This is a genomic window from Sphaerisporangium sp. NPDC051011, assembly GCF_040653595.1.
In the GTDB taxonomy this organism is placed as follows: domain Bacteria; phylum Actinomycetota; class Actinomycetes; order Streptosporangiales; family Streptosporangiaceae; genus Sphaerisporangium.
This window is the reverse complement of sequence record NZ_JBFAGG010000027.1, coordinates 26,124-52,215: the sequence shown is the minus strand read 5'-3', so window position 1 is coordinate 52,215 and position 26,092 is coordinate 26,124. Positions and strand designations below refer to the sequence as shown.

The following is a 26,092-nucleotide window of genomic DNA, read 5'->3' as shown; positions in this document are numbered from 1 at the left end:
GGTCGCGCTTTTCGCCCGGTCTCAGGAGCGGGACCTGATTACGGCATCCAGTCCGTCAGCTCTTGGCCGGGGCACTCGGTCGTCTCACCCGGCCTCAGCGGCCGGGCCCCATTCCGGCTCGTTCGCCACCTCCTCAGCTCTCCAGTTTCACCCGGCCCCACCGGTCGGAACTCACTGCGGCTGGCAGGCGGTGGCCGTGCCGCGTCTCGGCCCTGGCATTTCACCCGGCCGCTGTGTCGACGACGTGTGAAAAAACTTCGTTCTGGCCCACTTTCGGATGCTGTTTGGTGATCTTTCTGTGGCGTTCAGTTGGGGGATGCCGGGGGCAGGCGGTTGCACAGTCGCTGGAAGGGGGTAGCGGGGCGCTTTGATCTCGGCGTGTCGTACTGGCTGAGACGGATGATGTTGGTTCCGGCGACGGTCAGGACGTGCTGAACGTGGGTCATGGCCAGGCCAAGGTAGCGGCAGTGGCGCAGGCCGTGGGCGTGGACGGTCTCAGAAACGGTGGCTTCGCATCCGGCGCGTATCGCATAGCGTGCCCGCCATTGCTGGGTCTGCTGCTCGGCTCGGACGCGGGTTTGGATCTCTTGCTGGGGCCGAGGCAGCAGGGTGACGTGCCGGCCTTTGCCGTCGATGTTGCCGGTGCAGGCCAGGCGGTCCTCACAAGCCCGGCATGCCTTGCGGGGAAACAGCACCGAAAAGCGCGGGCGATCGCCGTCGAACGTCGGCTTCCATGGCGGCCTGGTGATCCCACGAGGGCAGGTGAGGGTGCGGGCCTGCCAGTCGATGTGGAAGTCCTCCTTGGTGAAGCCCGGCCGCGGGCGCGGTTCTGAGCGGACCGGTCCCAATAGAAAGATGCCCCACCGCGCTGCGGCGTGGTGGATCACGTCGGGAGTGACGTAGCCGCCGTCGACCACATGCTCGGCCGGGGCCAGGCCTTGAGCGATCAGCGCCGCGTGGATGGCATCAACGGCGTCGATGTCCTGCTCGGGTACCGGCCGGATGGCCACGTGCACGATGACGTTCGGCCCGTTCGCCTCGCAGGTTTCACTCTGGTGATCCCGGTAGCCGATCCACTCGGCCTTCCCGGCCTTGTGGCAGTAGCGGGCCTCGGCGTCGTGCGGCGTGACGATCTCCATCCCCGACCACGGCACCTGAGCCAAGGAAGGATCCGGCCGCCCGCCGGCAGCCGGGGCAGTGACCGACCTGCGCTGCTTGGTCCGGCGGCTTTGCCGGTCCCGGGTGGACTTGGGCCCGCGCCAGCCCAGCGTGCCGTCCTGATCGGTCCAATACTGCTGCACCCACACCTGCCGCAGAATCTGGACCTTCGGTAATCGGCGTAACCGCGGCGGGGCATCGGCGGCATACACCGCACGCAGGATCGTCATCCCGTCCTGACCGACCCCAAGGGTGTAGGCGGCCAGATCTTCTTGACCGCGCGGCAGCCGGTCATAGCGAATAGGACGCCCGTACCTGTGCGCCTACTCCGGCGTGATCAAATCCGCCAGCCAGCCGGATCGGTGGCGACCAGTTCCTCCAACGCGGCCCGCAGCGTCTCACCGACCAACTCCACCCGGTTCAACCGGCCAACCGCAGCCAGCACATGGGTGGAATCGGTGCGCACCCGCCCACGCCGGTTGACCAGCCCGGCCGCCGCCAGCCGATCCACCATCACCACAAGCAGCCGATCAGCCCGATCCCCCTGCGCCATCCGATCACGAAACTCGCTCAGCACCGAGTGATCGAAATCGGTATCGGTCAGTTCCAGACCAGGCAGTATTTCCAGTCGATCCGGCAGGCCACAGCCTGAGCGGCCTGGCGATCGGTCAGGTTCTCGGCGTACTGCAACAGCGAAACGACAGCGCCAGCATCGCCGGAGACAGCCCCCGACGACCGTCGGCGGGATACCAGTCGGCGAAGTCATCGCCGGTGAACAACCCGTCCAGCCGATCCCGGATCCACATCGCGGGAGTGCCCTTCGGGTTACTCGCCCACGCCGTTCGCACCGTCTGCGCCGGGATCGTCCGTCCCGGGCTACGCCCCATCGACATCGCCGCCTCGCTCCTCGCCCGACCACCCCGGGCCCTCCAGCGAAACACGACATCAAGGTCATGTCTGCAACGAACGAAGATCACCAAGAGCATCCGAAAAGTGGGCCAAACCCAATCGGGGCTGAGCTTCGCGGCCGGAGGCGAACTCATCTTGACGATCGACGCGCTCTTCCCAGGGCGCCCGGAAGACCATCCAGGCATCGGCCAATGGCCTGAGTTACAGGCGATGACAGACTTCTTCGTCGACTTCGAGGAACGCGACGAGGACTGCCGCCTGGCTCGCGGTCATCGATCACACCACAGGAGCAAAGCTGACAAGGAAATGGCTGAAACAGGAACACGAGTACATAACGGTCCGCATGCCCGATGCAGCACGCTGAACCCTCTAACGACGCCTTCCGCAAGCACGCACCGACGCCCAAGCGCGGCCTCCTTCAGCGGCTGGACCATGACCTTCACCGACCCACATCTCAGCGCCGCCATCGTCGACCGCCTTACCTTCGGAGCAACATCATCGAGACCGGCACCGACTCCTACGGCCTCGTACAGAACCGCGCAGCCTAGCAAAGCTAGGGCCTGCCCGTGGATCACATGATCGGTTCGCGAGGCGACATGTAGTTCGGGGGTTCGGCCTGTTCACTTTTCACTATCCACAACTCGGTTTCGGCCCCTACCTGGATGACCCATACTGGTCCAAGAGGTGATGCCGCGCGGCTGGCCCGGGATGTGGGCATTCATGGAGGGCATCGTGCGAACCGGTGAGACGATCTCATGGGATCGGAACACCGCCGAATCCCAGGGCAGGCAGACGTGGGTTCCCCAAGTCGCCGGGCCGCACCTTCGTCACCATGGACGCGGATGGAACCGGCCTGGGCACCGCGAACAGCATCCGCAACCACGGTGGCGGCGCCACACTTATCGCCAGCGCAAGCTTCATGGTCAATGCGAACAACTCCGGCCGGAGCGTTGGCCAGGTACTCAGCGAAGATGACGGTCTGAAACTCCCAACCCGGCCTCGAATCAACTAAATGGAAATGGCCTGTCCGCCCGATGAAAGCGCAGGTCAGTAAGTGTCGGCCCCGCGCCCGCAGGGATGGTCCTCGGGGGCGGGGTCCTGGTCGTCGTCGCCCTACGTCGGCCCCGCGCCCGCAGGGATGGTCCGAGCGTGCGCGAATACAACGTCCCGTGCCCGTAGTCGGCCCCGCGCCCGCAGGGATGGTCCCTCCTGCACGCCGGGTTGTCGAGCCAACTCTGCGTCGGCCCCGCGCCCGCAGGGATGGTCCCATGCGGCCGAACAGGGACTGGCGGAACTACGCGTCGGCCCCGCGCCCGCAGGGATGGTCCGCAAGCTTCCCGGCCCTGAACAGGCCGATCCCCGTCGGCCCCGCGCCCGTTGGGGACGGTCCCCTCGGTTCCGCAGAGGACCGATAACTGGACCGTCGACCCCGTACCGGGGATGGTCCTCCAGCCAACCGCCATGCATCACATAGTCCCTGTGGGCGCGGGATGGTAGTGGGTTCGCAGCCATTTTCTCGCTACCTGTCGGGCCGCCCCCGTGCCCATGGCGACGATCCCAGCTCCACCGGCAGTCCCCAGCGCAGAGGTCACCTTTGGGAAAAGGGGTCCAGCACGCCGCTGACACAGGCTGTGCCACTGTGGTCGACAATTAACGGATGCCCCCTCCTAGTCCGGCGTTCTTGATCCAGCGGCCCCACCGGGGGCTTCGGCCGAACCGGCGGGCGATCAACGTGCCAGAGGGCAGCGAACCATCAGGCTGCCGATTGGCCAACGCCCAGCGCCAAGCTGCCCGGTGAAGATGCGCAACGTCAGACCCATGCTCGTCCTCACTGTCTTCCAAATCCTGGCCTTGTGAGAGGTCGAGCAACTCCGCGGTGACAACCAGCCCCGTCTCACCCGCTCCGGGACCCGGCTCCTCAACCCGAGCGGGCGTACGGGCATACGCCCGGATCTGACCCATGAGCATCTCGTAGGCGCCGATCAACGCAAACGACGGCCACGCCGCAATGACACGGCCGATCAGCGTCGGCTCCGCGGCGGCCACATTCGCTCCCAGACTCGCAAGACTTCCAGCCACCAGCAGAAACCAGGCAAGCCAGCCACCGGACAACCCGGCACGGCTACGCAGCAGCAGCGACATCGACGAGGCCACGATCATGCCGTCCACGGAGAGAGGAACCAACGCGGCCGTCCACGCGCCCTCTCCATGGGAAACAGCGAGTTCGTACATGTGCCGGCACGACACGACCGCAGCGATCGCCGCGAGCAGAAGCACGGTGACGGTGGTGGTCCAGCGGATCCATCGCTCGGCCTGGGATGCGCACATCGCTGCTTACCTGTCCCGGTCAGGCAGAACGAGTGTCGTCGAGGCCGTGAACGGCGTGTACGAAGCGAGGGTGTCGCCCCTCGGACACGAACCTTTTCACCATGTGAGGGCTGAGATTCACCTCGGCTCTCACTTTTGCTTTGCCGGGATGGTAGGTCAGCCGTAGGCCGAGTCGCTGGTAGACCTCGCTCTTACGGTCGGTGGGGCCCTCTGCGATGGCTCTGGCCATGTCGCCGATTTCGGCCACAAGAGTGGTGATCTCTTCCCGGGACATGCGGGTGCTCCTCGTGGTCGTGCGGAGTTCCGCCTCGGCCCTGACCCGCTCGACCTTGGCCTCGGCGATCCACTTGCCGATCTCTTCCGGGTCGCCTCCGGCTTCGAGGGCGGCTCGGTAGCGGGCCATCTTGGTCTCGGCCTGCGCGATCTTCGCTCGGGCGATTTCGGCCTTCGCGTCGTGCCCGGTGCCCACCTGGTCCGCGTACATGTCGTCGATCGTCTGGGCGACACGATGCGGAGCGAACGCCTTGCACAGCCAGCGGTCGACGCGCTGGAGGATGGCGTCCTCGCGCAGGTAGATGCGCGGCGGGGCGAGGCTGCGACTGGTCCTCGACGACCGCACCATCAGCCTCCAGACGAGCATCCGGATCAGAACCACCGAAGGCGACAGCACGAGTACGCGCGCTACGACGTACCTCCTGACCGCCGTCGAGGGAACGAGCGACGTCATGCTCTCCGGCGCCGAGCAGCTCACCTACCCCCTCGCAACCGACAAACCACCCCTCAGCAGCCCCGGCCCCGCCCTGCTCCTCCGCGCCGGCGGAGCCGACTGGGACCCTCCCACACGACGACGCCACGATCCTCGCGCAGCTCATCACCCGCCGCGCCGGCGCGCGTGAACACGCTACGAAGGAGCGGTGAGCAGATCCGTCATCGAGCTGTTGCGGAAGCGGGGAGTGAGCCGGGGAGCGGAATGACGATCGCGGTCGAGCAGTTGGGGGTCCGGCCGGCCCGCCGGTCGTGATCGACGGCCGGCGTACGTCGATGCGTGTGTGAGTGAAGCTGACTGCTCTGTACTGTTTAGCGTTAAAACTTCAGGCTCTGGGTCGACCCCTTGACGGCGCAGGGAGGACTCACTAGCTTGCTGCCAGACTTTTTAGGTCTTTTTAACGTTAAATATCTGGCTAGGGGATGGCGATGGTTCCGCAGCACACGTCTCGGGGGCCCGCGCCGCATGGGCATGTGACGTTGGTGCAGGTGGCACAGCGGGCGGGGGTGTCGGCGCAGTCGGTGTCGAATGCGTTGAACACCCCCCCGCCACCGCACTGGTCCGCGCGTCCGACACGCTCGCGCTCGGCGTGATGCGCGCGCTGCACGAGCGCGGCCTGCGGCCCGGGGTCGACGTCGCGATCACCGGGTACGACGACTCGCCGACCGCCGCCCTGGTGAGTCCGGGCCTGACCACGCTCCGCCAGCCGATCGACGAGGTCGGCCGGCACCTGATCCAGGCCGTCGACCACTTGATGGCCGGCGATCCCCGCGACCCACAGCACGTACTGCTGGAACCGGAGCTGATCGTCCGCGGCTCCAGCCTCCCCGGACCGCGCACCCGCGAGCCGTAGTACCGACCGAACTCCCGGCACGCGCCCGAGTCGCTGCTCCGGCGCGCGTCACTGTGCCAACCGCCTGAAGGGACACAAGATGAGAGCCGGACCCAGAGTGCTCGCGGCCGTCGCCGCTGGGGCACTCGTGGTGACCTCAGTGGTCTCCACCTCCACAGCTTCGGCGGCAGCGCCGCCGGCCGACCCGTTCGTGGTGAACGTCGAGAACCTCCCGAGCGGCCGCGCGAACGCCGGCGCCATGGACCTGACCACGTACGGCGACCTGGACTGGGTGCATGTCACCGGGTCCGGCGTCGACCGCAAGGCCGGGACACCGTCGATCACCGTCGACGACCTGAACCCCGTCGGCGGCCGGACCCAGCTGAGCGACAGCCCGGTCGCGTTCGGCTGGTCCGACGGTGCCGCACCGACCTCGGCATCGGGCGTCACCACCGGCGGTGTCTTCAACTACGACACCACGACCGTCGGTGACACGACCGCCCACGACGCCGGCTACCGGATCACGGTGCCCGCCGCGGACTCGCCACGGCGCCTGGTGTTCGTGGGTGGGATCTGGCAGGCCACCGGCGCCGTCACCGTCGCAGCGGCCGACGGCAGCGGTACGGCGTACACCACGCCGATCACCGCCGGCGGGACAGCGGCCGTGAAGCGCTACAGCGTGACCATCCGCCCGGGTAAAGGCGTCATGGTCACGGCCAAGTTCGCCTCCAAGCTCCAGGCGGCCGGGAACCTGTCGCTGTCCGCCGCCGCACTCTCGCTGGTCAAGTCCGCGGCCGACCCGAGCCTGACCGCGACCGCCGCACCGGTCTCGATGAACCTGACCGCCGACGGCCCGGTCGACTGGCTGCACCTCGACGGCTCGACGGTGAACCGCCGTACGGGCGTCCCGGACTCGACGCCCCGGCTGGCAGTCACGAACCGGCAGGCCGGCGGCGCGATCGGCGCCCAGAACGACAACCCGGTCAGCTACTCGTGGACGAACGGTACGCCGACCGCGGCCGAGCCGGGCACGCGTCACGGCGGCATCTTCTTCGCCGACGGCGCGAGCCAGAACGTCGACCTGACCGCGCCATACGGCTACGACCTCACCGTCCCGGCCGCGGCCGAAGGCCGTACGGTGCGCTTCGTCTCCGGCGCCTGGCGCGCCACGGCGAAGATCTCGGTCTACCTCAACGGTGCGACCACGCCGACGTTCGTGAGTACGGATCTGGTCAGCACCGACGCCTCGGTCACCAGGATGTTCGACCTCACCCTCGGCGCCGGCGACTCCGCCAAGATCAGTGCGCAGCTGCTCCGCAAGACGAACGGCTCCGGCAACGTCACCCTCGCGGGCGTGGCCCAGGCGAGTACGTCGGCCGACGGCTACCGCCGCCTCACCCAGGACCTGCTCACCCAGGCCGGTGCCGCCGACGTGTACGCCGCGACCGCGTCCGCGCTGAAGCAGCTGGACAGCGAGATCACCTCGGCCAAGTCGACCCTCGCGAACAACTCGGCCCAGCGCGACGAGCTGCGGCTGTCGTACCTGTTGTTCAAGGCAGCCTTCGACGAGGCCGTGTCGTCGGCGGCCAACGCCGAGTACACCAGCGTGACGAACCCGGGGCTCACCTCGTCGTTCGGCTGGGAGGGCGACCTGAACGCGCCGATCGCGTTCATCGACGGCAGCTACCGGCTGCGCAGCCGGGGCAACGCGATGATCACCTTCGGGGTCCCGAACATCCCGGGCAAGATCAAGTGGTACAACGCCGAGGGCTACCTGCCGGCGTTCGTCAGTGAGTACGCCAAGGACGGCCTCCGCCTGAAGGTGCAGAACTTCGCCGACCTGGTCGTTGTCGGCGGCAATCGCTTCGAGGTCGCGTACTCGCGGATGACGGTCACCAACACGACCGCGAAGCAGGTACGGCTGCCCCGGGTCTCGAACCAGCTGACCCCGCTGAACGCGGCGGCCGACCCGGCCGTGACGACGATCGACGCCGGCCGGACCGTGGTCCGCGACTACGCGGTCGCCGCCGACCGGTTCGACGGCACGTACGACTGGCCGACCGCGACACAGCTGCAGCAGCTCGGTGGCCTCGACCAGCACTACGCCCACATGCGCCAGTACTGGAACACCCGGCTGTCGGCGATCGCGGACATCACCGACCTGCCCGACAAGCGGCTGATCAACGCGTACAAGGCCGGCTACATCTACACGCTGATCATCCGCGACGACGTCAACGGTGAGAAGCAGTTGCACGTCGGCGAGAACGGGTACGACACGATGTTCGACCACGACACGATCGGCATCGTGTCGACGCTGCTGACGATCGGCGACTTCACGTACGCGAAGGACTACCTGTCCACGCTGCCGGCACAGCTGCAGTACGACGACGCGAAGTGGAAGTACAGCTGGCCGTACGCCCTGTACCTGCAGCGCACCGGTGACAAGGACTTCGTCCGCAGCCGGTTCGAGACGATCAAGAAGAACACGCACACGATCGAGACCGACCGGATCGACGGCGGCAAGGGGATCATCAAGCAGACCGACGCGATCGACTCGCGCGGGTACTGGACGATCGACAACTGGTCGGCGCTCACTGGTCTGACCACCTACCGGTACCTGGCCACGGCGCTCGGCGAGACCGACGAGGCGGCGTGGGCGAAGGCGGAGTACGACGACCTGCTGAAGGTCGCGACCGACCGGATCGACCAGACCATGCAGCAGTACGGGCTGGACTACATCCCGATCTCGATGGTCGAGCCGAACGAGACCGGTCCGCGCAAGGACCCGCGGGACGCGAACTGGGCCTCGATGTTCCTGTTCGGCCGGTGGGCCTGGGACGGCTACCTGTTCGGCGCCGAGCAGACCGGCACGATGATCGACAAGATCGACGCCACCTACACGCACGGTTTCGACCGGCGTAAGGACATCTCGGACTCGATCTACAACTTCGGCGGCTACCCGCACGGGTACTTCTCCAGCGCGTACAACGCCGGGTACGGCAGTTCCGCGCTGCGCGGTGAGCAGTACCGGGACCTGGGGATCAAGGCCTACCAGTACATGATCGACAAGGCGATGAGCGGTCCGTTCGGCTGGTGGGAGGGCGTCGACTACCCGAGCGCGAGCTCGCCGTGGGACATCGACCACGCCCGGGGCGGCGGCGGTTCGAACCAGCACATGTGGGGTCAGTCGACCGCCACCAAGGTGCTGTTCGACTCGCTGATCGCCGAGAAGTCGGACGGGTCGCTGATCATCGGCCGCGGCGTACCGAACGAGTGGCTCCGGACCGGCCAGAAGATCGGGCTCGACCGGTACCCGGTGCAGAGCGGCGGCCGGGTCGGCTACCAGCTGAAGACGGCCGGCAAGGCGGTGCTGATCCAGTTCAGCGGTGACGTGTCGGACGTCGCGGCGTACAGCGTCGAGCTGCCGGCGTTGCGGGACAACATCGTGAACGTGTCGGCCAAGGGTGCGGTCATCGACCAGAAGGCCGGTACGGTCCGGGTTCCGGCCAGCACCAAGAACCTGACGATCGTCCTGCGGCACACCGTCTAGCAGAGCCGACGACGGCCCCGGACCCGACGGTCCGGGGCCGTCTGCCGTTACTGGGCGGCCTTGGTGAAACTCGGTGGTGTACGTCTTGCCGAGGTCGATCTTCGACTTGTTCGCCTTGACCGTGTCGCTGAAGGTACCGAGCACGTCGAGCACCGTCTCGGGGCCGCGTGCAGGCGCGGGCTGGCCACGAATTGTCCGAACGGCCGCTCGCCGGTCAGGTCCGAGGCCCACACCACCCCGCCGGGTCGTCCGGCGACAGCCCGATCCGCTGCCACAGCAGCGCCCGGGCCGCGTCGCCGACCTCGCGCGGCACGACCGCCTCCACCTTGGCGAACCCGTCCGTCACGAAGCGATCGATATCGATGACCTGCATACTGGGAACGTTATCGGCGCCGTCCACCGGATTTTCCGGCACGCCGGGCGGTCGACGTGCCGAGCGATCAGCGGGCTGCGGCGGACCGGGCGCGGAACAGCCCGACGGCTCTGGTGCCGATCCGGAACGACGCCTGCGCACGCGGTCCGTCGTCCAACCGCAGCCGGCGGCCGCGGACCGCGACGGCGATCACGGCCTCCTCGGGCAGCACCGCCCCCAACGCCCGCAGCATGCCCGCGACCCCGGACTCGCCGTCGGGGCCACGCCAGGCGGTCTGCTCCCCGTAGGGGGCGTCGGTGACCACCAGGCCGGGACGGCGGCCGTCCAGCACCCGGCAAAGCTGGTCGGGGTCGAACACGTCGGCCTGGCGCACGGCGTGCGGCACCTGGCCGCCCTCGGTCGGCAGTCCGCGTGCGAGCCGGCGGGCCGCACGCGCCGCCGCGGCATAGGAGGGCTTGTCCAGGCGTCCGGCGCGCTCGTCAAGATCGGCGGCCCGAGAACAACCCGGCGCGGCTCAGGAGGCCGAGGTTCTGTTCCGCCAGACGCAACGCCTCGGGTTCGATGTCGGAGGCGAGCACTCCGGTGATCTGCCGGGGGTGCAGCAGCCCGAGGACGGTCAGCAAGTAACCGCTGCCGCAGCACGGGTCCCACACCAGGGCCGCACTCTTCCCGTGTAGCGCCAAGGCGCGCTGGAACATCTCGCTGGCCAGCCGCACCGGGAAAGCGGGAAACCCGGGTGCCGAATGCAGCACCCCGCCGCTGGCCGGATCCTCGTGGTTCTCCCGGACGACCGCGTAACGGTAGGCCACTGGCTCCCCTAAGACCGGCGGCCACGCTGGCGGGCGGCCTCGTACAGCGCCACCGTGGCGGCGCATGCGGCGTTCAGCGAACTGGCCGCGCCACCGATCGGGATCTGTGCCATGACGTCGCAGCCCTCCCGCCAGCCCGCGCTCAGCCCGGAGGTCTCGTTCCCGATCACCAGCAGTGTGGGGCCGGTCAGGTCGACCTCGGCGATGTCGGCGGCACCGTTCTCGTCGGTGCCGACCACGCTCAGCCGATGACCGGCCGCCCGCTCCCGGTGCACCCACTCCAGCACCTCGCGGTGCGAGGGGACGCGGACCACCGGCACCGCCAGCAGCGACCCGGTGGAGGCGCGCACCGCCTTGGGATCGTACGGATCAGCGGCATGCCCGGTGACGATCAGCCCCCCGCCGCCGAACGCATCGACCGAACGCACCAACGTGCCGATGTTGCCCGGCCCGGTCGGCCGGTCAAAGACCACTCCCACGAATGACGGCACCACCGCGATCCGCGACAGATCATCGGTCGGCAGCGCCACCACCGCCACCAGTTCGGGGACCTCCTGCTCCTTGCCGCTCAGCTGGCGCAGCAACTCGGGCGCCATCGCCACCCGGTCGGCCCCGGCCCGCTCCAGCATCCCGGCCGCCCACCGCGACAACGGCCGCTCAGCGTCATAAATCAGCGCCCGCACCGGCCAGCCGCGCTCCACCGCCAGACTGATCGGCCGGACGCCCTGCACCAGAAACTCCCCCGCCCGCTGCCGCCTGTTCCGGTTCCGCGACAGCGCCTCCCACTGCTGAAACTGCGCGTTGGGCCGCGAAACCCGCAGCACACCCCCCACCCGGCGCCCCAATCTTCGTCTTCCACCAGCAAACGCCCAGTTTCCCACACCACGACCTAGTGGCTGATTCCATTTCTCGGAAAGCAGTCCCGGAGGTCGCGCGCCACACTTCCCCTTAAACTCCATTTGCCCGCTTTGGTGCTACTCGCAGCTACGGCATCGAACGCACATAACAGATCAGCAGCCTGACGGCCGTCCATCGGATCCTTCCCGCCCGTGACCGCAGCCGGAGGGTGGACCAGTACGTAATGAGGGCTGACGCCTGTGACGCGCTTGGGTGGGCGGAAGGCTGTGGAATGGTCCCCGTCCGCATCGAGTGATCGCATCCATTCGGCGAGTCAACCGGCCGCGCGGCTCGCACGGTGCCGGCGTACCGCGTCGCGGTTGGCGCACCGCTGGGAGCAGTAGCGCTGCCGCCCGGTACGGGAGGTGTCGGCGAAGATCGTGGCGCATTCGTTCACGGCGCATCGCCGGAGGCGGTGCATGCCCCGCCCCACCAGGTGCAGCGCGGTACCCACGGAGATGAGTGCGAACAGCACCGAGCCGAGCGTCTGCCGATCGTCGCGGTAGTGGAGGTGCCAGCCGCTACCCGCGTGGTCGGTCAGCCGTGGGTAGGCCGCGGACTCCGCCAGCATTCGGTTGACCAGTCCGGCACGCTCGTGCTCGTCGGTGGCGTCGACGACCTTCTCCCACGCGTCCAGTACGGCATGGACACGATCCAGGTCCTGCGCCGTGACCGGGTGCTCCAGCACGAGCCCGGCCGCGCGACAGCGCTCCGCGAGTTCCCCGGCGGTCTCCGGTCGCCGGTTGGCCAGGGCCGCGGCCAGGTTCACGGCATCCTCGCCGTAAGGGTTGAGGTGCACAAGACCATTACATCAGTCTGGTCGCCATGACACACCACACCGATGTACGGCAGGCGTCGGAGGACGACGTCGCGGAACTTGTCCGCCTGCGGGCGTTGCTGTTCGAGGACCTCGGCGGCGATTTCTTCAACCCCTCCTCAGCAGAAAACGGCTGGCGGGACGCCCTTGCCACGGTTCTGAAGCAAAAGCTGATGGAGGAGGATGCGCGGATCCTGGTCGTGGACGGCGACGACGGCCTTGCCGCCTGCGGTATCGGCACCATAGAGCAGTGGTTCCCGGGTCCGCACTCGCGGAACGGCCGGATCGGACACGTGATCGGCGTGGTCACCGATCCGGCGTATCGACGGCGCGGCCTCAGTCGCGCGATCATGCGGGGCCTTCTCGACTGGTTCCGGGAACGGCAGGCCGTCCGAGTGGACCTGTACGCCTCGCGCGAGGGCGAACCGCTCTACCGCGAGCTCGGCTTCATCGACCACCCTGATCCCGCGCTGTGCTGGCGTCCGTGACGAATTCCCGGCGCACCGAGCGATCGGCCGGCCGAGCCTGCCGTGACCAGCCCCGCGACGCGTCGTCCGAGGCGGGAACCGGATGAGCGATGGCGGACTCACGCAGCGCAGGTGGCGATACCGGTGGGTCGTCCTCGGCGTCGCCACCTTCACCCAGGCCGCCTCCGGCTTCTTCGTACAAGGCATCGGGGCGATGGGCATCCACCTGCAACGCGACCTGAGCCTGAGCACGACTCAGCTGGGTCTCTTGCTCTCAGCGGCCCAACTGGTCCCCCTGGCCGGGTTGCTGGTGGCCGGGGAACTACTGGACCGCTACAGCGAGCGTTGGGTCGTCGGCATCGGCGCCAGTGTCATCGCCGTGAGCCTGGGTGTGGGAAGCCTGGCTCCGGGATACATATCGGTACTAATCGTCCTGCTGATCGTCGGCGCAGGATACAGCCCCGTTCAGCCCGGCGGCAGCAAATCTGTGGCGTCCTGGTTTGACTCGTCCCAGCGAGGATTGGCGATGGGGATCCGCCAGGCAGGGCTGCCGCTGGGCGGCGTACTCGCCGCGGCCGCGCTACCCTCCCTCGCCGTTTCTCTCGGCTGGCGAGCTACGCTCATGGCCGGCGCGCTCGTCGCGCTGCTGGGCGCCGTCGTCTTCATGTGCTTCTACCGCAGCCCGCCTACCCGAAGCGCTCCACGAGACGATGGTCCCCACGACACCGGGCCGCAGGCTTCGCTCAGGTCGCCGCTCGGCGCACGGCTACGGCTGCTGCGTGAACCATCCATGATGAGGATCATCCTGTCCGGGATGAGCCTGGTCTCTGTGCACAGCGGGGTAGGCGTCCTGACCGTGCTCCACCTCCACGAGGTCGCCTCTGTCGGAGCAGGCCAGGCGGCCCTGGTCCTCGTGGCGACCCAAGGGGCAGGCGTCGCCGGCCGCATCTGTCTGGCAGCTTGGAGCGATCGCAGCAGGTCGGGACGTTACGCCTGGGTCGTGAGCTGTATGGTCGCCGTAACGATGGGGATGACGGCGCTGACGACTCCCCTGGGCCGGTCGCCTGCGGCGGCCTGCCTGTTGTTCATCTGGCTCGGATTCTTCGGGATCGGCTGGTACGGCCCTTGGGTCGCCTATCTGGCCGAATCGGCACCTCCGGGCAGGACGGGATTCGCCCTCGGCTCGGCCATGGCCGTCAACCAGGTCGCCGTCGTCTCGGCGCCGCCGGCTCTCGGCCTGCTCAAGGACCTGACCGGCGGCTTCACACCAGCCTGGGGCCTGCTCTCCGCGATGACCGCTGTCGCTCTGATGGTCACGGCCCGCGTCGGATGTCATCATCGACCAGACGCCTCCCGGCACCGGACGACCACCCTCTAGGCATCTGACGGCTCCGAGCGAAGGCGCCGGATCAGGTAGGTGTCCATGATCCATCCCTTGCGGTGGCGGGCCTCGTCGCGGAGTTCGCGGATGCGGCCGGCGACCTCGGCGACCGGTCCGTCCACGAGGATCTCGTCGGGGGTGCCCAGGTAGGCGCCCCAGTAGATGTGGAAGTCGCCGTCGAGGCCGTCGAAGGCGCCGTGGGCGTCCAGCATGACGACGACGTCATCGGCGGTGGGCCCGTCCTCGGCCAGGCGGCGGCCGGTGGTGACGTGCACCGGCCGGCCGACCCGGGTCAGACTCACGCGGTGGCGCGCGGCCAGCGCGGACACGCTGCTGATCCCCGGGACGACCTCGTAGGTGAAGCGGGTGTCCCCACGGTCGAGGATCTCCTCGACGACGGCCAGCGTGCTGTCGTACAGGCCGGGGTCCCCCCAGACCAGGAACGCCCCGGTCTGCCCGTCGGCCAGCTCGTCCCGGACGAGCCGCTCGCAGATCCGCGCCCGGCGGGCCCGCCAGTCCTCGACGGCCGCGCCGTAGGCGGCGGCGGTGCGGTCGCGCTCGGGGTCGCCGGCCTCGACCACGCGGTACGGGTGCCGGGCGTGCGCGCCGATGAGGTCCCGCCGCAGGTCGGCCAGGTCGTGCGTGACCTCGCCCTTGTCCAGGAGGAAGAATACGTCGGCGCGGGCCATGGCCTTGACCGCCTGGATGGTGAGGTGGTCGGGGTCACCGGCGCCGATGCCGATGATGAGGATGTGCTTCACCCGCACGAGTCTGCCTCCTTCCCTCATCGAGTCGCGGAGCACCCCGGCCCACCCCTAGATGCCCAGGCGTCCGGTGCGGGGGCACTCGCCCCGAGCCGCCGACGCCCCCTAGACTCGCTGGAGCAGTCGGTTCGCCCTGCCCGCCAGGCAGGCGCGTCGCAAGAGGGAACCCGGTGTGAGTCCGGGACTGCCCCGCAGCGGTGAGTGGGAACGACCGCCGTCACACGCACTGGATCCGATCGAGAGGATCTGGGAAGCGACGGCCAGTAGGCACGAGATGGGCGCCCACGAGTCCGAAGACCTGCCACTGCCCGCGCGCGACCGCGCGCGGTGACCGTTCGACGGCCTCGTGGGAGGGCCGGCGGGACGACTGCGGGCGTGTGCCCGTCCGGTCTGCCACGCCTTCGCCCGGGGATCCGCCGAGGTCTCCCGTGACTCGCGAAGGAGAGTTTCATGGCCGAGAGTTCCACAGCGCCCGCCGAGGTGCCCACGGCGCTGGCCACCGTGTACGGCTACCCGCGCCAGGGCCCGGATCGTGAACTGAAGAGGGCCGTCGAGGGCTACTGGGCCGGTCGTCTCACCGCTGATGAGCTGCGGACCGTCGCCGCCGGGCTGCGCGCCGGCGTGTGGCGCGGTCTCGCCGAGGCCGGGCTGGACGAGGTGCCCACCGGAGATTTCTCCCTCTACGACCACGTCCTGGACACCACGGTCATGGTGGGGGCGATTCCGCCGCGGCATCGCCCCGTCGTCGACGCCGACCCGCTCGACGGGTATTTCGCGATGGCGCGGGGCACCCGGGACGTCGCTCCGCTGGAGATGACCAAGTGGTTCGACACCAACTACCACTACCTGGTCCCCGAGCTCGGCCCGGACACCGTCTTCACGGCCGATCCGTCCAAGCCGGTGGGCGAACTGCGCGAGGCCCTGGCGCTCGGGCACAATCCCCGGCCCGTCCTGGTCGGCCCGGTGACCTACCTGCTGCTGGCCAAGCCGGCGCCAGACGCCGCGCCGGACTTCGACCCGCTCACCCTGCTCGACCGGCTGCTGCCCGTGTACGCCGAGGTGCTCGCGGCGCTGCGCGAGGCGGGCGCCCGCTGGGTCCAGCTCGACGAGCCCGCCCTGGTCCAGGAGCAGCCGGAGGCGGTCCTGGAAGCGGTCACCGGCGCCTACCGGACGCTCGGCGCCCTAACCGATGCCGAGCGGCCGAAGATCCTGGTCGCCACCTACTTCGACCGCCTCGGCGAGGCGCTGCCGGTGCTGGCCAGGTCGCCGATCGAGGGCCTCGGGCTCGACTTCACCGGCCCGGCCGCCGCCAACCTCGGCGACCTGGCCGCGGCCGGGGGCCTGCTGGGCAAGCGGCTGGTCGCCGGCGTCGTGGACGGCCGCAACATCTGGACCAACGATCTTGAGAGGTCGCTGTCCACCCTGGCGACCCTCTTCGGGCTGGCGGCGCGGGTCGACGTCGTCGGCTCCTGCTCGTTCCTGCACGTCCCGCTGGACACCGCCGGCGAGACCGACATCAGCCCCGAGGTCCTGCCCTGGCTGGCGTTCGCCCGGCAGAAGGTCCGCGAGCTCGTCGTCCTGGCCCGTGGCCTGAACCGCGGCACCCGCGCCATCGCCGTCGACCTGGCCGACAACCGGGAGGCGCTGCGGTCCCGGGCGACCTCGGCCCTCACCCGCGACCCAGCCGTCCGCGCACGCGCCGGCGCCGTGACCGCGGAGCACGCCAGGCGCGCGCAGCCCTACGCCGAGCGGGCCCGGGCGCAACGCGACCGGCTCGGCCTGCCGCTCGTCCCCACGACGACGATCGGTTCGTTCCCTCAGACCGGCGAGTTGCGCGCCGCCCGCGCCGACCTGCGCGCCGGGCGGATCGGCCAGGACGCCTACGACGCGCGCATGGAGGCCGAGATCCGCGAGGTCCTCGCCTTCCAGGAGGAGGCCGGCCTGGACGTGCTCGTCCACGGCGAACCCGAGCGCAACGACATGGTCCAGTACTTCGCCGAGCAGCTCGACGGGTACATCGCCACGCGCAACGGCTGGGTGCAGTCCTACGGCTCCCGGTACGTGCGCCCGCCGATCCTCGCCGGCGACATCTCCCGCCCCCACCCGATGACCCTGCGCTGGACCGCCTACGCCCAGTCGCAGACCGGGCGCCCCGTCAAGGGCATGCTCACCGGCCCGGTCACCATGCTCGCCTGGTCGTTCGTCCGCGACGACCAGCCGCTCGGGGAGACCGCCCGGCAGGTGGCGCTCGCCCTGCGCGACGAGGTGACCGACCTGGAGGGCGCCGGCACGCACGTCATCCAGGTGGACGAGCCCGCGCTCCGCGAAACGCTGCCCCTGCGCGCCGCGGACCGCCCCGCCTACCTCGCCTGGGCCACCGAGGCCTTCCGGCTGGCGACCTCCGGGGTGGGACCGGAGACCCAGATCCACACGCACATGTGCTACGCCGAGTTCGGCGAGATCATCACCGCGATCGACGACATGGACGCCGACGTCATCAGCCTCGAAGCCGCCCGCTCCCACATGCAGGTGGCCGAGGAACTCGCCCGGTCCGGCTACCCCCGCGAGGTCGGCCCCGGCGTCTACGACATCCACTCCCCTCGCGTCCCTGGCGTCGAGGAGGTCGCCTCCCTCCTGCGCAAGGGCCTGTCCGCCATCCCCGCCGACCGGCTGTGGGCCAACCCCGACTGCGGCCTGAAGACCCGCGCCTGGCCCGAGGTCCGCGCCTCCCTGGAGAACCTCGTCACGGCGGCCAAGGAGATCCGCGCCGAAGTCGCCAACCACCCGTCCGCCTGATGGCTCCGAGGCCGGCCGCGCGGCGCGCCGGCCTCGGCGCTCTCGGCCGGCCGCCGCCGCTCACGAAGCGGCCCTCGCCCATCTACCGGCCAAGGCGAGGGCCTGCCGGTCCGCAGCGGTGAGCGGGAACGACCGCCGTCCACGTAAGCACTGGGCCACGGCCTGGGAAGCGACGGCCAGTAGGCAGATGCGAGACGCCCGCGAGTCCGGATACCTGCCTCCGCTCGCGTACCGCCGGTACGCGGCCCCCTGAGGTTCCGCGAGGGAAGAGGACCCAGACGTGAGACAACCGCGCACCACCGTGCTCGGCCACCCCAAGATGAGCACCGTCGCGCACGCCGATGGCGACGCCTCCGCGCTGCAGGAGCAGGTGTGGAGGCAACTCAAGGAAACAGGCCTGTCCGACATCCCATCCGAGGCGTTCCCCTTCGACGACCCCTTCGCCGGCACAGCCGCGCTGTTCGGTGTGGAGTCGGCACCCATGCTCGGGCCGGCTACGCGCTTCACTCTCAAGTACAACAAGGCGCTTGAGGCGTACCTCAAGGCCAGACGGCTCGGCTTGGAGACGCGACCGGTCCTGCCGGGGCCGCTCACCTTCCTCCAGGTTCTGGGGGAAGGCCACTCCGGCTTCGATGCTCTCCGCCTTCTGGATGCTCTGCTGGAGCCGTACGCGGAGCTGCTTGAGAGACTGGCCACGGCGGGAGCACAGGAGGTGCAGCTCGACGAAGGCGCGCTGGTCACGCGGAGTTCCCCCGCCGTCCTTCGCAAGATGGCTTACGCCTACGCCTGGCTGGGCACTCTGAGCCATCGCCCCCGGCTCCTGGTGTGCCTGTGCTCCGGGGAGGCCGGTCCGGCGCTGGCGGTCCTGGCCGAATCGAAGGTGGAGAGCGTCGCCCTCGATTTCGTCACCTCTCCCGGCAATCTGCGTGCGCTGGCCGGGGTCGGGGGTCTTCCTCGGAAGAGGGTCGTGGTCGGGGTGGTGGACGGGCGCAACGGGGTCCCGGTGGACAGGCCACGCGCCCTGGCTACCTGCGCCATGGTTTTGGGCCTGGTCGATCAATTGGTCGTGGCGGCATCATGCCCAACGATGCGTCCGCCCCCCGTCGGCGTGCCTCAACCGGAGGCCCTCTGCCTGGCCAGGCAGATTGCCGAACATGTGGTGAACCTTGGGAACGCCCTCGGCGCCTCCACAGATGTGGGACCGCCACAATAATCGTGGTCGCGACCTCGGACTGCGATGACCGTGGCCCGTACGAACCAACTGTCCTGTAATGCCGGCCGGTCATCGAGTCGCCGACACCAAGGGTGCACGGAAGCGGCCCATCCAGGGCGGAAGGTGGCAGCGCGCCGGAGTGGTCCGGGCGGATGTCGTTAGATTTGTTTGCCGTCGAGAGAGCAGTCGCCGCACTTCACCCCGCCGGGTACCCGGTAATAAAGGCAGCAGGTCCTGCGTCGGAAAGTCAGATCGGGACCCGTGACGTCGCCCAGCCCGGCCAGCCGACCCGTGACGAGGAGGTCTGTGGTGAGGCGGCGCGCCGGTTCCGCGAGGTCCGGACGGGCGGCGAGAACGGCTCGGCCGGCCTCTGCCAGCGCGGACGCCGCATTGCCGTACAGCAGGCGCGGTGCGACCTTGACGCGCAGCCCGGCGGCGAGCGCCTCCAGGTGCGTGACCACCACCGCTCGATAGAGAACGTGGATGAGCTCGGCATGGGCATTCCCCTCGACATGCCGGCCGGAGGGGGTCGGCAGCCGCAAGGCCGGCCCGTCGTCGGCGCGGTGCAGAGGAGTCAGGTCGGGCACGACGCCGTGGACGACGGCGCACGCGAGCATGGGCGACCACAGACGGGCCGCGTGCCCAAGTTGCACGATGGACGCACCGATGCGCTGTTCCCGGGTGTCGTAGCGAGCGGTGGTCCGTGTGATCAGGTCGGGGAAGCCCCGGGCGTAGTCCTCCTCGATCGGATGCCAGCCGGCGTCGTCATCCGACACGGTGATCGAGAAGAACGAGCTGAAGGAGGCCACGTCTGCCAGAGCGGCGGTGATCGATTGCGCGGAGGCCGGACGGAGAAAACCCATGTCGCGTTACTCCGATCTCTTGATCCGGTGAATCTGTGCCGACTTACGGGGTGGAGTGCGCGGGGAAAACGGCGGATCGTTGAAGGGTCGTCCGGGAAAGGGTCAGGCCGGTGGATCTCTCCTTGGGCGCGGCTCGGTGCGGGTTATCAGGGTGACCTGCGGGGTCCCGGTGGACGGGTGTGTGGTCACCTCGGCCTCAACCTGGTACACATCGGCGAGCAGCGCCGGGGTGAGCACCTCGCCGGGCGCACCGAGGGCGACGACCGCGCCGTCGGCCATGACGCAGATGCGGTCGCAGAACGCCGCGGCCAGGTTGAGGTCGTGCAACGCGATGACCGCCGTGACGCCCAGCCCGCGTACCAGCCTGAGGGCGTCGAGTTGGTGGCGAAGATCGAGGTGGTTGGTGGGCTCGTCGAGCACCATCGTTCCCGCGCGCTGGGCGAGGGCTCGGGCGATGAGCACCCGCTGCTTCTCGCCGCCCGACAGCCGGTCGAAGGGGGCGTGCGCCAGGCCGGCGACGTCCAGCCGCTCCAGCGCGTCCATGACGGTGGCCCGGTCGCCTGCGTCGTCGCCCTCGAACGCCCGCTTGTGCGGGGTGCGGCCCATCGCCGCCACGTCGTACACGGTGAGCTCGAAGTCGCCGCCCGTCTCCTGCATCACGGCGGCCAGCCTTCGCGCCAGCCGCTTGCCGGGCATCCGCCAGACGTCCTCGCCGTCCAGCAGCACCTGCCCGGAGGTGGGTCGCACCGCCCGGTAGAAAGTGCGCAGAAGTGTGGACTTGCCCGCGCCGTTGGGCCCGACGAGCCCCATCACCTCGCCCGGCTCCACGTCCAGGGACACCTGGCGCACGAGGGGTCTGCCGTTCACGACGACGGACACATCCCGCACGCTGAGCAGGGCCGGTCGCCCCGTGTCGCCGTGCGCCGCCTCGGCGGTCGTTCCCGGTGCGGCCGCGATCGCCGCCTCTCCTGCCGTCATCGTGCTCTCCGTCTCATGAGCCACAGGAAGAAGGGGCCGCCGACCAGGGCGGTCAGCAGCCCGACGGGGATCTCCTCCGGACTGATGAGCGTCCGGGCCACCAGATCGGCGACGATCAGGAATGCCGCGCCGAGCAGCGCGCACGCGGGAAGGGCGCGGCGATGGTCGGCGCCGAGCAGCAGCCGTACGACGTGCGGCATGATCAGGCCGACGAACCCGATGGAGCCGCTGACCGCGACGATCGTCCCGATCATCATCGCCACCAGCACGAACAACCCCGCCCTGAACCGGTGGACGTCCAGCCCGAGGGCGGCGGCGGCCTCCTCGCCCGCCAGCAGCAGGTTGAGCGGGCGGGAGACTCCGAGCAGGACCACCGTTCCGGCCAGGACGGCGGCGGCGGGGATCCACACCACGGTCCATGTGGTGCCGGCCAGCCCGCCGAGCATCCAGCGCAACGCCGACTGCGTCTTGTGCGGATCGTTGGATGTCACCACCAGGAAGCCGGCGACCGCGGACAGCACCTCGGCCGTCGCCACCCCGGCCAGCACGAGCCGGACCGTCGTCATGCGCCCGCCGGATCGGGCGAGGAAGTACACCGCGACGAGCGCGGCCAGGGCACCGATGAACGCCGCCACCGGCAGGGAGAAGACTCCGAACAGGGTCACGTTGAACACGACGACGGCCACCGCGCCGACGCTGGCTCCCGAGGACACGCCGAGCAGCATCGGGTCGGCCAGGGGGTTGCGCACCAGCGCCTGCAGGGCCATCCCGCACACCGACAGACCGGCCCCGATCACGCCGCACAGCAGGATGCGGGGCAGCCGCACGTCCATGACGATCGTCTCGCGGACCTGGGTCCAGCTCTGCTCGGCCAGGGCCGGGTGGATCCGGTGCAGCAGGATGCCCCAGACCTGGCCGGGCGGCAGGTCGACCGAGCCTGCGGCCACTCCCGCCGTGGCGGCCGCCAGGGTCAGCAGCACCAGGCCGGCGAGCACGAGCGTCATGGAAATCCGCGGACGGCCAGGCGTTCGGGAGTCGCGCGGGGACGCGACGCTCTCCGCCGCCCCCGGACGCCCAGGTGAGGCGGCGCCCGCGGCAGTCCCGCCGGCCTCCGTCATGTCGGTCATGTCGGTCACTGGAAGCGGTCGGGGTGGAGCTGTCGTGCGAGGGACTCCACCGCGGACGGCACCCGGACGCCGAGGACCACGGACGAGAGCGGCAGCACCGCGAACCTCTGCTTCTTGATCGCGGGGACGTCCTTGAGCGCGGGGTTGGACAGCAGGAACCGCTTCTTGTCATCTACGGACTGGTCGCCGTAGTCATAGATGACGATCACTTCGGGCGCCCGCTCCGCCACCTGCTCGAACGACACGTCTCCCCATGCCTTGGGCAGGTCGGCGAACAGGTTCACCCCACCGGCCAGCTTGATCACCTCGTTGCCGATGCCCGCGCCGCCCGCGGTGAACGCGGTCTTGTCGCCGCTGTCGTAGACGAACAGCTTGATCGGGACGGCATCCGCCAACCTCTCCTTGACGGTGTCGAGGGTCACGTGCAGCCGGCGCACCTCCTGCTCGGCGCGGTCGGGCACGCCGAAGATCTTGGCGACGTTGCGGACCTCCTCGTCCATCATCGACACGGTCACCGGCCCGGATGGGCACTGCTCGACGTTGAGGTAGGAGTCGATCCCGGCCTCGGCGAGCGCGGCCCGGCCGCGTCCCTCCTTCTCGTCGAAGGCGCTGCTGAAGCCGCCGTAGACGAAGTCGGGCTCGGCGGCCAGCAGCGCCTCGTAGGAGGGATATTCCTTCGACAGCACCTTGATGCCGTCGTAGGCCGCCTTGTACTCGGGCAGGATCCGGTCGTCGAGATAGCCCGTACCGATCATGGACTTCTCCAGGCCGAGCGCCAGCATCACCTCGGTCGCGTGCTGATTCAGCGACACCGCGTGCCGCGGTGGCTGTTCGTAGACGGTGGTCACACCGCAGTTGGCCACCGTGACCGGGAAGCCCGTCGGCGTGATGGAGGCAGCAGTCCCGGGCGCCCCGGTCGTGGGGGTGCCGGTGGCGGATGCGCCGGTGGTGGTACCGCCGCAGCCGGTGACGAGCACCGCCGCGGTGAGCGCGAGTGCCGGGAGCAGGAGACGTCCGCGCGTCATATGTATGTCCTCATGCGTATGTCCTCTCGAACAGAAGGGCAGATATCGGAGTCAGGTGGCCGGGTCGGGCTTCTCCGCCGAGCCGCGCACGACGTCGCCGGTGCCGGTACGCCGCGGCGGAGCCGTGACGTGGAGAGCGAGGATGGCGGGGAGATCGGCGAGGCCGGGGCCGCCGGCGCGGATCCACGCGGCGACGTCGTCGGCCGCTTCCGGCTGGTTGACCAGTCCCAGCCACACCGGGCGCCCGCCCGCCTCCCGCCCCGCGGGTGAGGGCTGTACCACGATGACGTTCGCCTGCTCGCAGACGTCCAGGCAGTCGGTGACGCGTACCTCGGCGACCTCGGCCAGGCGGGTGAGCTGCTCGTCGTGGTCGAACCCAGGGACCTTGCGCGCGCTGCCGCAGCAGCACCCCCGGCAGACGGCGATCCTCGTCATGCGCGCTTTGACCGTCTACCAGGTAGGCGTGGGTGACAGCTGAACGTATGCACGGCAAGCGCCGGGTCGGGATGCGGGATCGCGATCAGGTCGGTGAGGATGAACGTCGCACAGCGGAGGAAGGCTCATCGGCGGTCTCCTGGGAACAGGCCGCAGCCGCCATTCCTCGATGACGGGCGTGGCTGACGAGGAGACGGATCACCGGGAGAGGCCCGCTTGGGAAGCGGTGCGGGCAAGCGGAGGTGACCTGCCGGCCATGCGGCATGACGATCACCGTTCCTCTCTTGGGGAGATCCGCCCCAATTTCCGTGAGGAGGCGACCGCATGAGTCTCCTGGCTCTCGGGTCGAGGCTCGCCCCGGCCTTCCCACCCCATCGGGGCAGTGGCGTCGTCGGGGTCCGCTCGCCGATCACAGTGGCGGGACCGCGCCGGATTCACACCGGCTTCCTCGTTCCGCCGTCGCCTTTCGCCGCCCATGGTCGCACACGCCGCTCTGTTCGCAAAAGCTCACATTCTTCGCACCGACTCGCGGGGGCCAGGGCGTTCCGGCGCCAAGGGGGATCGGCCGGCGGGCACCATGGTGATGACCAGCCCGGCGTCGGCGACCCCCTCCGTCGCCGAACGCGCGGCCGCACTCCCTGTGATGCCGCCGTGGCGAGCGCGGCGCCGTTCACGTCGAGCCGTGCACATCATGGCCGTTCTTGACGAGGTTGACGGCCATGCGGCCGCCCATGCCGCCCAGTCCGATGAAAGCGATCTTCATGACAGTCCCAGCTCCAGGTCCCCCAGGGGGGCGAAGAACGCTCCGACCTCCTCGGGCGAGGCGGCGACCGCCCACCGCGGCGTCCGGTCCTTGTCGATGATCTGGGCGCGGATGCCCTCCCGCAGGTCCGGGTGGCGCAGGGCCCGGCACGACACCCGGTACTCCTGGTCGAGCACCTCCTCCAGCGAGCCGAGGAGCCCCGCCCTGCGGATCGCCTCCAAGGTCACCTTGAGCGCCGTCGGCGACCTGCCGACGATCTGCTCGGCCGCCTCCTTCGCCGCGTTGTCGCCGCTGTCCAGCAGGAGCTCCACGATCTGCGCGACGCTCTCGGCCGCGTAGCAGACGTCGATCCAGGCACGCTGTCCGGCCAGCGTCCCGTCCGGGGCGGCACGCGCGTAGGTCTCCAGGGCGTGCGCCACCCCGTGCTCCTCCACGGCCCGGCTGAAGGCGGCCAGGTCGGCGGAGGGGACGAAGTGATCGGCCAGCCCGCAGAGGATGGCATCGCCCGCCCCGATCGACGCCCCGGTCAGCGCCAGGTGCAGGCCGATCTCACCGGGAGCGCGCGAGAGCAGGTACGTACCCCCGACATCGGGGACGAGGCCGATGCCGGTCTCGGGCATGGCCAGTCTCGTGCGCTCGGTGACCACGCGCACGCTGCCGTGCGCCGAGACTCCGACACCGCCGCCCAGGACCAGGCCGTCCATGAGCGCGACGTACGGTTTGCCGTATCGGGCTATGTGGGCGTTGAGGTGGTACTCGTCCCGCCAGAACGCGGGCGTGGCGTCACCTCCCTGGCGAATGTCATGGTAGACGGAGCGGATGTCGCCCCCGGCGCACAGGCCGCGTTCGCCCGCGCCGCTGATGAGCACGACGTCGACCGCGTCGTCCGCCTCCCACGCGCGCAGCGTGGCGTCGAGGTGGCGGACCATGTCATGGGTGAGGGCGTTGAGGGCCTGCGGCCGGTTGAGCAGGATGTGTCCGAGGTGGCCGGAGCGCGTGGTCTCGATGTCCATCAGGCGGCCCCGATCAGTCCGCGGGCGACGATGACGTGCATGATCTCATTGGTCCCTTCGAGGATCTGGTGCACCCGTAGATCGCGCACGATCTTCTCTATGCCGTACTCGGTGAGGTAGCCGTATCCGCCGTGGAGCCCCTTCGAGCCGGCCGGCGGGACCCTCGCCTGGACCCGGCCGGTGTTGGGATCGTGCACCTCGCCCGAAGAAGCGGAGGTGCCGGGGAGATGCTCGCCGCCGATGATATGGGTCAGCTCACGCATCATGCGTGTTCGCTCCATCCTCGTGGACAACACGTACCGAACCCGCGGCCGGTATCCTGACTCCCGGATCGGCGCGCGTCATCCGGCCTTCCCAGCTCTCGCCAGTGGCCCTGTCGAGCGATGACGCACATCCCCGGTCACAGTGGCGGGACCGCGCTGGATTCGCACCAGCTTCCCTGCACCGCGGCGTTACTTACCCCAAATATAGTTGGACGTCCTAGTAAGTCCAGCTTCCAGGCACCGCTTCCCGGCAGTGCAGGGCGGCACCCCGACCGGCGGCGCAATCAGCAAGTGTGCGCTGGGTTTCGGACGGGTCTCGTCGGATTCGGCCAGCGATGTTAATATCAAGCCGTTTATCCCAAGTGAATACTTTCGTCCGTGGCGAGGAAGCCGGTCAAAGTCCGGCGCTGTCGCGCAACCGTAGGTCACCGGAAGGTGGCGAGTCGGGTCCGTGCCGCGGACGAGTGATGTCTGACCACTGTCGCGAGTAGCAGGGGTGGACACGATCCGGCCGTCAGGTGCGCATCGTCCTCTCCTGCTCATGCAAAAGGACGAGGCGTGGACC

The 26,092-nt window shown here is 69.3% G+C and carries 24 protein-coding genes, 1 pseudogene, 1 CRISPR repeat array and 5 riboswitches; of the genes and pseudogenes, 7 read left to right on the top strand and 18 right to left on the bottom strand.

The features are described 5' to 3' along the window. Positions 1–305: 305 nt before the first annotated feature. Positions 306–1,388: a transposase gene (locus AB0H21_RS38760; RefSeq protein ID WP_358526722.1), complete on the bottom strand. Its 1,083-nt coding sequence runs from the start codon at positions 1,386–1,388 to the stop codon at positions 306–308. Between the two features lie 107 nt (positions 1,389–1,495). Beyond that, positions 1,496–1,735: a hypothetical protein gene (locus tag AB0H21_RS38755; RefSeq protein ID WP_358526720.1), complete on the bottom strand. Its 240-nt coding sequence runs from the start codon at positions 1,733–1,735 to the stop codon at positions 1,496–1,498. Between the two features lie 746 nt (positions 1,736–2,481). Here AB0H21_RS38755 and AB0H21_RS38750 point away from each other — a divergent pair. Next, a pseudogene (locus AB0H21_RS38750) lies at positions 2,482–2,615 on the top strand (ATP-binding protein); the annotation flags it as partial. A gap of 508 nt (positions 2,616–3,123) precedes the next feature. Next, positions 3,124–3,456: direct repeats of the CRISPR family, unit length 28 nt; unit sequence GTCGGCCCCGCGCCCGCAGGGATGGTCC. A 261-nt stretch (positions 3,457–3,717) separates the two neighbouring features. Here AB0H21_RS38750 and AB0H21_RS38745 read toward each other — a convergent pair. Beyond that, entirely contained in the window at positions 3,718–4,395 is a 678-nt protein-coding gene (locus AB0H21_RS38745; protein ID WP_358526718.1) for a DUF2637 domain-containing protein, read from the bottom strand. Between the two features lie 19 nt (positions 4,396–4,414). After that, positions 4,415–5,122, bottom strand: coding sequence for a hypothetical protein (locus AB0H21_RS38740; protein WP_358526717.1), 708 nt, complete (start codon positions 5,120–5,122; stop codon positions 4,415–4,417). A gap of 448 nt (positions 5,123–5,570) precedes the next feature. Between AB0H21_RS38740 and AB0H21_RS38735 the strand changes: the two genes are divergently transcribed. Continuing rightward, a complete protein-coding gene (locus AB0H21_RS38735; protein ID WP_358526747.1) occupies positions 5,571–6,014 on the top strand; it encodes a substrate-binding domain-containing protein in 444 nt (147 codons plus the stop codon). Between the two features lie 79 nt (positions 6,015–6,093). Beyond that, positions 6,094–9,543 (top strand): hypothetical protein, encoded by a 3,450-nt coding sequence (locus tag AB0H21_RS38730; RefSeq protein WP_358526716.1) that lies wholly within the window; start codon positions 6,094–6,096, stop codon positions 9,541–9,543. Between the two features lie 214 nt (positions 9,544–9,757). On the opposite strand, the gene AB0H21_RS38725 is transcribed toward AB0H21_RS38730, so the two are convergent. The 5 genes from AB0H21_RS38725 to AB0H21_RS38705 all read right to left on the bottom strand — a co-directional run bounded on the left by AB0H21_RS38725 (position 9,758) and on the right by AB0H21_RS38705 (position 12,421). Next, the gene (locus AB0H21_RS38725) at positions 9,758–9,916 is read right to left on the bottom strand and encodes a hypothetical protein (RefSeq protein ID WP_358526714.1); all 159 of its coding nucleotides are present in this window, start codon (positions 9,914–9,916) and stop codon (positions 9,758–9,760) included. A gap of 67 nt (positions 9,917–9,983) precedes the next feature. Continuing rightward, positions 9,984–10,379: a hypothetical protein gene (locus tag AB0H21_RS38720; protein ID WP_358526745.1), complete on the bottom strand. Its 396-nt coding sequence runs from the start codon at positions 10,377–10,379 to the stop codon at positions 9,984–9,986. A gap of 16 nt (positions 10,380–10,395) precedes the next feature. Next, entirely contained in the window at positions 10,396–10,725 is a 330-nt protein-coding gene (locus AB0H21_RS38715) for a hypothetical protein (RefSeq protein ID WP_358526712.1), read from the bottom strand. An 8-nt stretch (positions 10,726–10,733) separates the two neighbouring features. Next, positions 10,734–11,558 carry a TrmH family RNA methyltransferase gene (locus AB0H21_RS38710; protein WP_358526710.1) on the bottom strand — a complete coding sequence of 275 codons (825 nt, stop codon included), beginning with the start codon at positions 11,556–11,558 and terminating at the stop codon, positions 10,734–10,736. Positions 11,559–11,896: 338 nt separating this feature from the next. Further along, positions 11,897–12,421: a CGNR zinc finger domain-containing protein gene (locus tag AB0H21_RS38705; protein ID WP_358526708.1), complete on the bottom strand. Its 525-nt coding sequence runs from the start codon at positions 12,419–12,421 to the stop codon at positions 11,897–11,899. A gap of 26 nt (positions 12,422–12,447) precedes the next feature. Here AB0H21_RS38705 and AB0H21_RS38700 point away from each other — a divergent pair, with 26 nt between their 5' ends. Continuing rightward, complete coding sequence (locus AB0H21_RS38700) at positions 12,448–12,927, top strand: GNAT family N-acetyltransferase (RefSeq protein ID WP_358526706.1); 480 nt, start codon at positions 12,448–12,450, stop codon at positions 12,925–12,927. Positions 12,928–13,009: 82 nt separating this feature from the next. Beyond that, positions 13,010–14,284 (top strand): MFS transporter, encoded by a 1,275-nt coding sequence (locus AB0H21_RS38695; protein WP_358526704.1) that lies wholly within the window; start codon positions 13,010–13,012, stop codon positions 14,282–14,284. Here the strand turns inward: AB0H21_RS38695 and cobF are convergent. Beyond that, on the bottom strand, positions 14,281–15,054 hold the full coding sequence (gene cobF / locus AB0H21_RS38690) for a precorrin-6A synthase (deacetylating) (protein WP_358526703.1): 774 nt from the start codon (positions 15,052–15,054) through the stop codon (positions 14,281–14,283). The two genes, AB0H21_RS38695 and cobF, sit on opposite strands and share 4 nt — an antisense overlap. Before the next feature lie 154 nt (positions 15,055–15,208). Continuing rightward, positions 15,209–15,351, top strand: a riboswitch (cobalamin riboswitch). 150 nt (positions 15,352–15,501) lie between these two features. Here cobF and metE point away from each other — a divergent pair. Both metE and AB0H21_RS38680 read left to right on the top strand, forming a co-directional pair. Next, positions 15,502–17,847: a 5-methyltetrahydropteroyltriglutamate--homocysteine S-methyltransferase gene (metE, locus tag AB0H21_RS38685; RefSeq protein WP_358526702.1), complete on the top strand. Its 2,346-nt coding sequence runs from the start codon at positions 15,502–15,504 to the stop codon at positions 17,845–17,847. Between the two features lie 116 nt (positions 17,848–17,963). Further along, positions 17,964–18,056: riboswitch (cobalamin riboswitch) on the top strand. A gap of 71 nt (positions 18,057–18,127) precedes the next feature. Next, positions 18,128–19,060: a hypothetical protein gene (locus AB0H21_RS38680; protein ID WP_358526700.1), complete on the top strand. Its 933-nt coding sequence runs from the start codon at positions 18,128–18,130 to the stop codon at positions 19,058–19,060. Between the two features lie 158 nt (positions 19,061–19,218). Here the strand turns inward: AB0H21_RS38680 and AB0H21_RS38675 are convergent, their stop codons facing one another. From AB0H21_RS38675 to AB0H21_RS38640, 8 genes are all read right to left on the bottom strand, one after another. Continuing rightward, positions 19,219–19,923, bottom strand: coding sequence for a (2Fe-2S)-binding protein (locus AB0H21_RS38675; protein WP_358526699.1), 705 nt, complete (start codon positions 19,921–19,923; stop codon positions 19,219–19,221). Between the two features lie 102 nt (positions 19,924–20,025). After that, complete coding sequence (locus AB0H21_RS38670; RefSeq protein ID WP_358526697.1) at positions 20,026–20,901, bottom strand: ABC transporter ATP-binding protein; 876 nt, start codon at positions 20,899–20,901, stop codon at positions 20,026–20,028. Next, positions 20,898–22,028, bottom strand: a complete 1,131-nt coding sequence (locus tag AB0H21_RS38665) for an iron ABC transporter permease (protein ID WP_358526695.1) — start codon at positions 22,026–22,028, stop codon at positions 20,898–20,900. Before AB0H21_RS38665 ends, AB0H21_RS38670 begins: the two co-directional genes overlap by 4 nt. A 5-nt stretch (positions 22,029–22,033) precedes the next feature. After that, positions 22,034–23,053, bottom strand: coding sequence for an ABC transporter substrate-binding protein (locus AB0H21_RS38660; RefSeq protein WP_358526693.1), 1,020 nt, complete (start codon positions 23,051–23,053; stop codon positions 22,034–22,036). A gap of 51 nt (positions 23,054–23,104) precedes the next feature. Beyond that, positions 23,105–23,488 carry a (2Fe-2S) ferredoxin domain-containing protein gene (locus AB0H21_RS38655; RefSeq protein ID WP_358526692.1) on the bottom strand — a complete coding sequence of 128 codons (384 nt, stop codon included), beginning with the start codon at positions 23,486–23,488 and terminating at the stop codon, positions 23,105–23,107. Between the two features lie 326 nt (positions 23,489–23,814). Next, positions 23,815–23,941, bottom strand: a riboswitch (cobalamin riboswitch). Positions 23,942–24,158: 217 nt separating this feature from the next. Further along, on the bottom strand, positions 24,159–24,251 hold the full coding sequence (locus tag AB0H21_RS38650) for an NAD(P)-binding domain-containing protein (protein WP_358526690.1): 93 nt from the start codon (positions 24,249–24,251) through the stop codon (positions 24,159–24,161). Then, positions 24,248–25,264 (bottom strand): enoyl-CoA hydratase/isomerase family protein, encoded by a 1,017-nt coding sequence (locus tag AB0H21_RS38645; protein WP_358526688.1) that lies wholly within the window; start codon positions 25,262–25,264, stop codon positions 24,248–24,250. The genes AB0H21_RS38650 and AB0H21_RS38645 overlap by 4 nt, the downstream gene beginning before the upstream one ends. Further along, positions 25,264–25,530: an acyl-CoA dehydrogenase family protein gene (locus AB0H21_RS38640; protein WP_358526686.1), complete on the bottom strand. Its 267-nt coding sequence runs from the start codon at positions 25,528–25,530 to the stop codon at positions 25,264–25,266. Before AB0H21_RS38640 ends, AB0H21_RS38645 begins: the two co-directional genes overlap by 1 nt. 25 nt (positions 25,531–25,555) lie before the next feature. Further along, a riboswitch (cobalamin riboswitch) is annotated at positions 25,556–25,743 on the bottom strand. Between the two features lie 142 nt (positions 25,744–25,885). Continuing rightward, positions 25,886–26,031, top strand: a riboswitch (adenosylcobalamin (AdoCbl) riboswitch). Positions 26,032–26,092: the final 61 nt, after the last annotated feature.

Coding starts and splice junctions, on each gene's coding strand:
- AB0H21_RS38675 (WP_358526699.1), bottom strand. CDS start 19,923: ATGGGTTTTCTCCGTCCGGCCTCCGCGCAATCGATCACCGCCGCTCTG.
- AB0H21_RS38655 (WP_358526692.1), bottom strand. CDS start 23,488: ATGACGAGGATCGCCGTCTGCCGGGGGTGCTGCTGCGGCAGCGCGCGC.
- AB0H21_RS38760 (WP_358526722.1), bottom strand. CDS start 1,388: ATGACGATCCTGCGTGCGGTGTATGCCGCCGATGCCCCGCCGCGGTTA.
- AB0H21_RS38695 (WP_358526704.1), top strand. CDS start 13,010: ATGAGCGATGGCGGACTCACGCAGCGCAGGTGGCGATACCGGTGGGTC.
- metE (WP_358526702.1), top strand. CDS start 15,502: ATGGCCGAGAGTTCCACAGCGCCCGCCGAGGTGCCCACGGCGCTGGCC.
- AB0H21_RS38740 (WP_358526717.1), bottom strand. CDS start 5,122: ATGACGTCGCTCGTTCCCTCGACGGCGGTCAGGAGGTACGTCGTAGCG.
- AB0H21_RS38730 (WP_358526716.1), top strand. CDS start 6,094: ATGAGAGCCGGACCCAGAGTGCTCGCGGCCGTCGCCGCTGGGGCACTC.
- AB0H21_RS38640 (WP_358526686.1), bottom strand. CDS start 25,530: ATGATGCGTGAGCTGACCCATATCATCGGCGGCGAGCATCTCCCCGGC.
- AB0H21_RS38665 (WP_358526695.1), bottom strand. CDS start 22,028: ATGACCGACATGACGGAGGCCGGCGGGACTGCCGCGGGCGCCGCCTCA.
- AB0H21_RS38700 (WP_358526706.1), top strand. CDS start 12,448: ATGACACACCACACCGATGTACGGCAGGCGTCGGAGGACGACGTCGCG.
- AB0H21_RS38670 (WP_358526697.1), bottom strand. CDS start 20,901: ATGACGGCAGGAGAGGCGGCGATCGCGGCCGCACCGGGAACGACCGCC.
- AB0H21_RS38650 (WP_358526690.1), bottom strand. CDS start 24,251: ATGAAGATCGCTTTCATCGGACTGGGCGGCATGGGCGGCCGCATGGCC.
- AB0H21_RS38660 (WP_358526693.1), bottom strand. CDS start 23,053: ATGACGCGCGGACGTCTCCTGCTCCCGGCACTCGCGCTCACCGCGGCG.
- AB0H21_RS38725 (WP_358526714.1), bottom strand. CDS start 9,916: ATGCAGGTCATCGATATCGATCGCTTCGTGACGGACGGGTTCGCCAAG.
- AB0H21_RS38745 (WP_358526718.1), bottom strand. CDS start 4,395: ATGTGCGCATCCCAGGCCGAGCGATGGATCCGCTGGACCACCACCGTC.
- AB0H21_RS38645 (WP_358526688.1), bottom strand. CDS start 25,264: ATGGACATCGAGACCACGCGCTCCGGCCACCTCGGACACATCCTGCTC.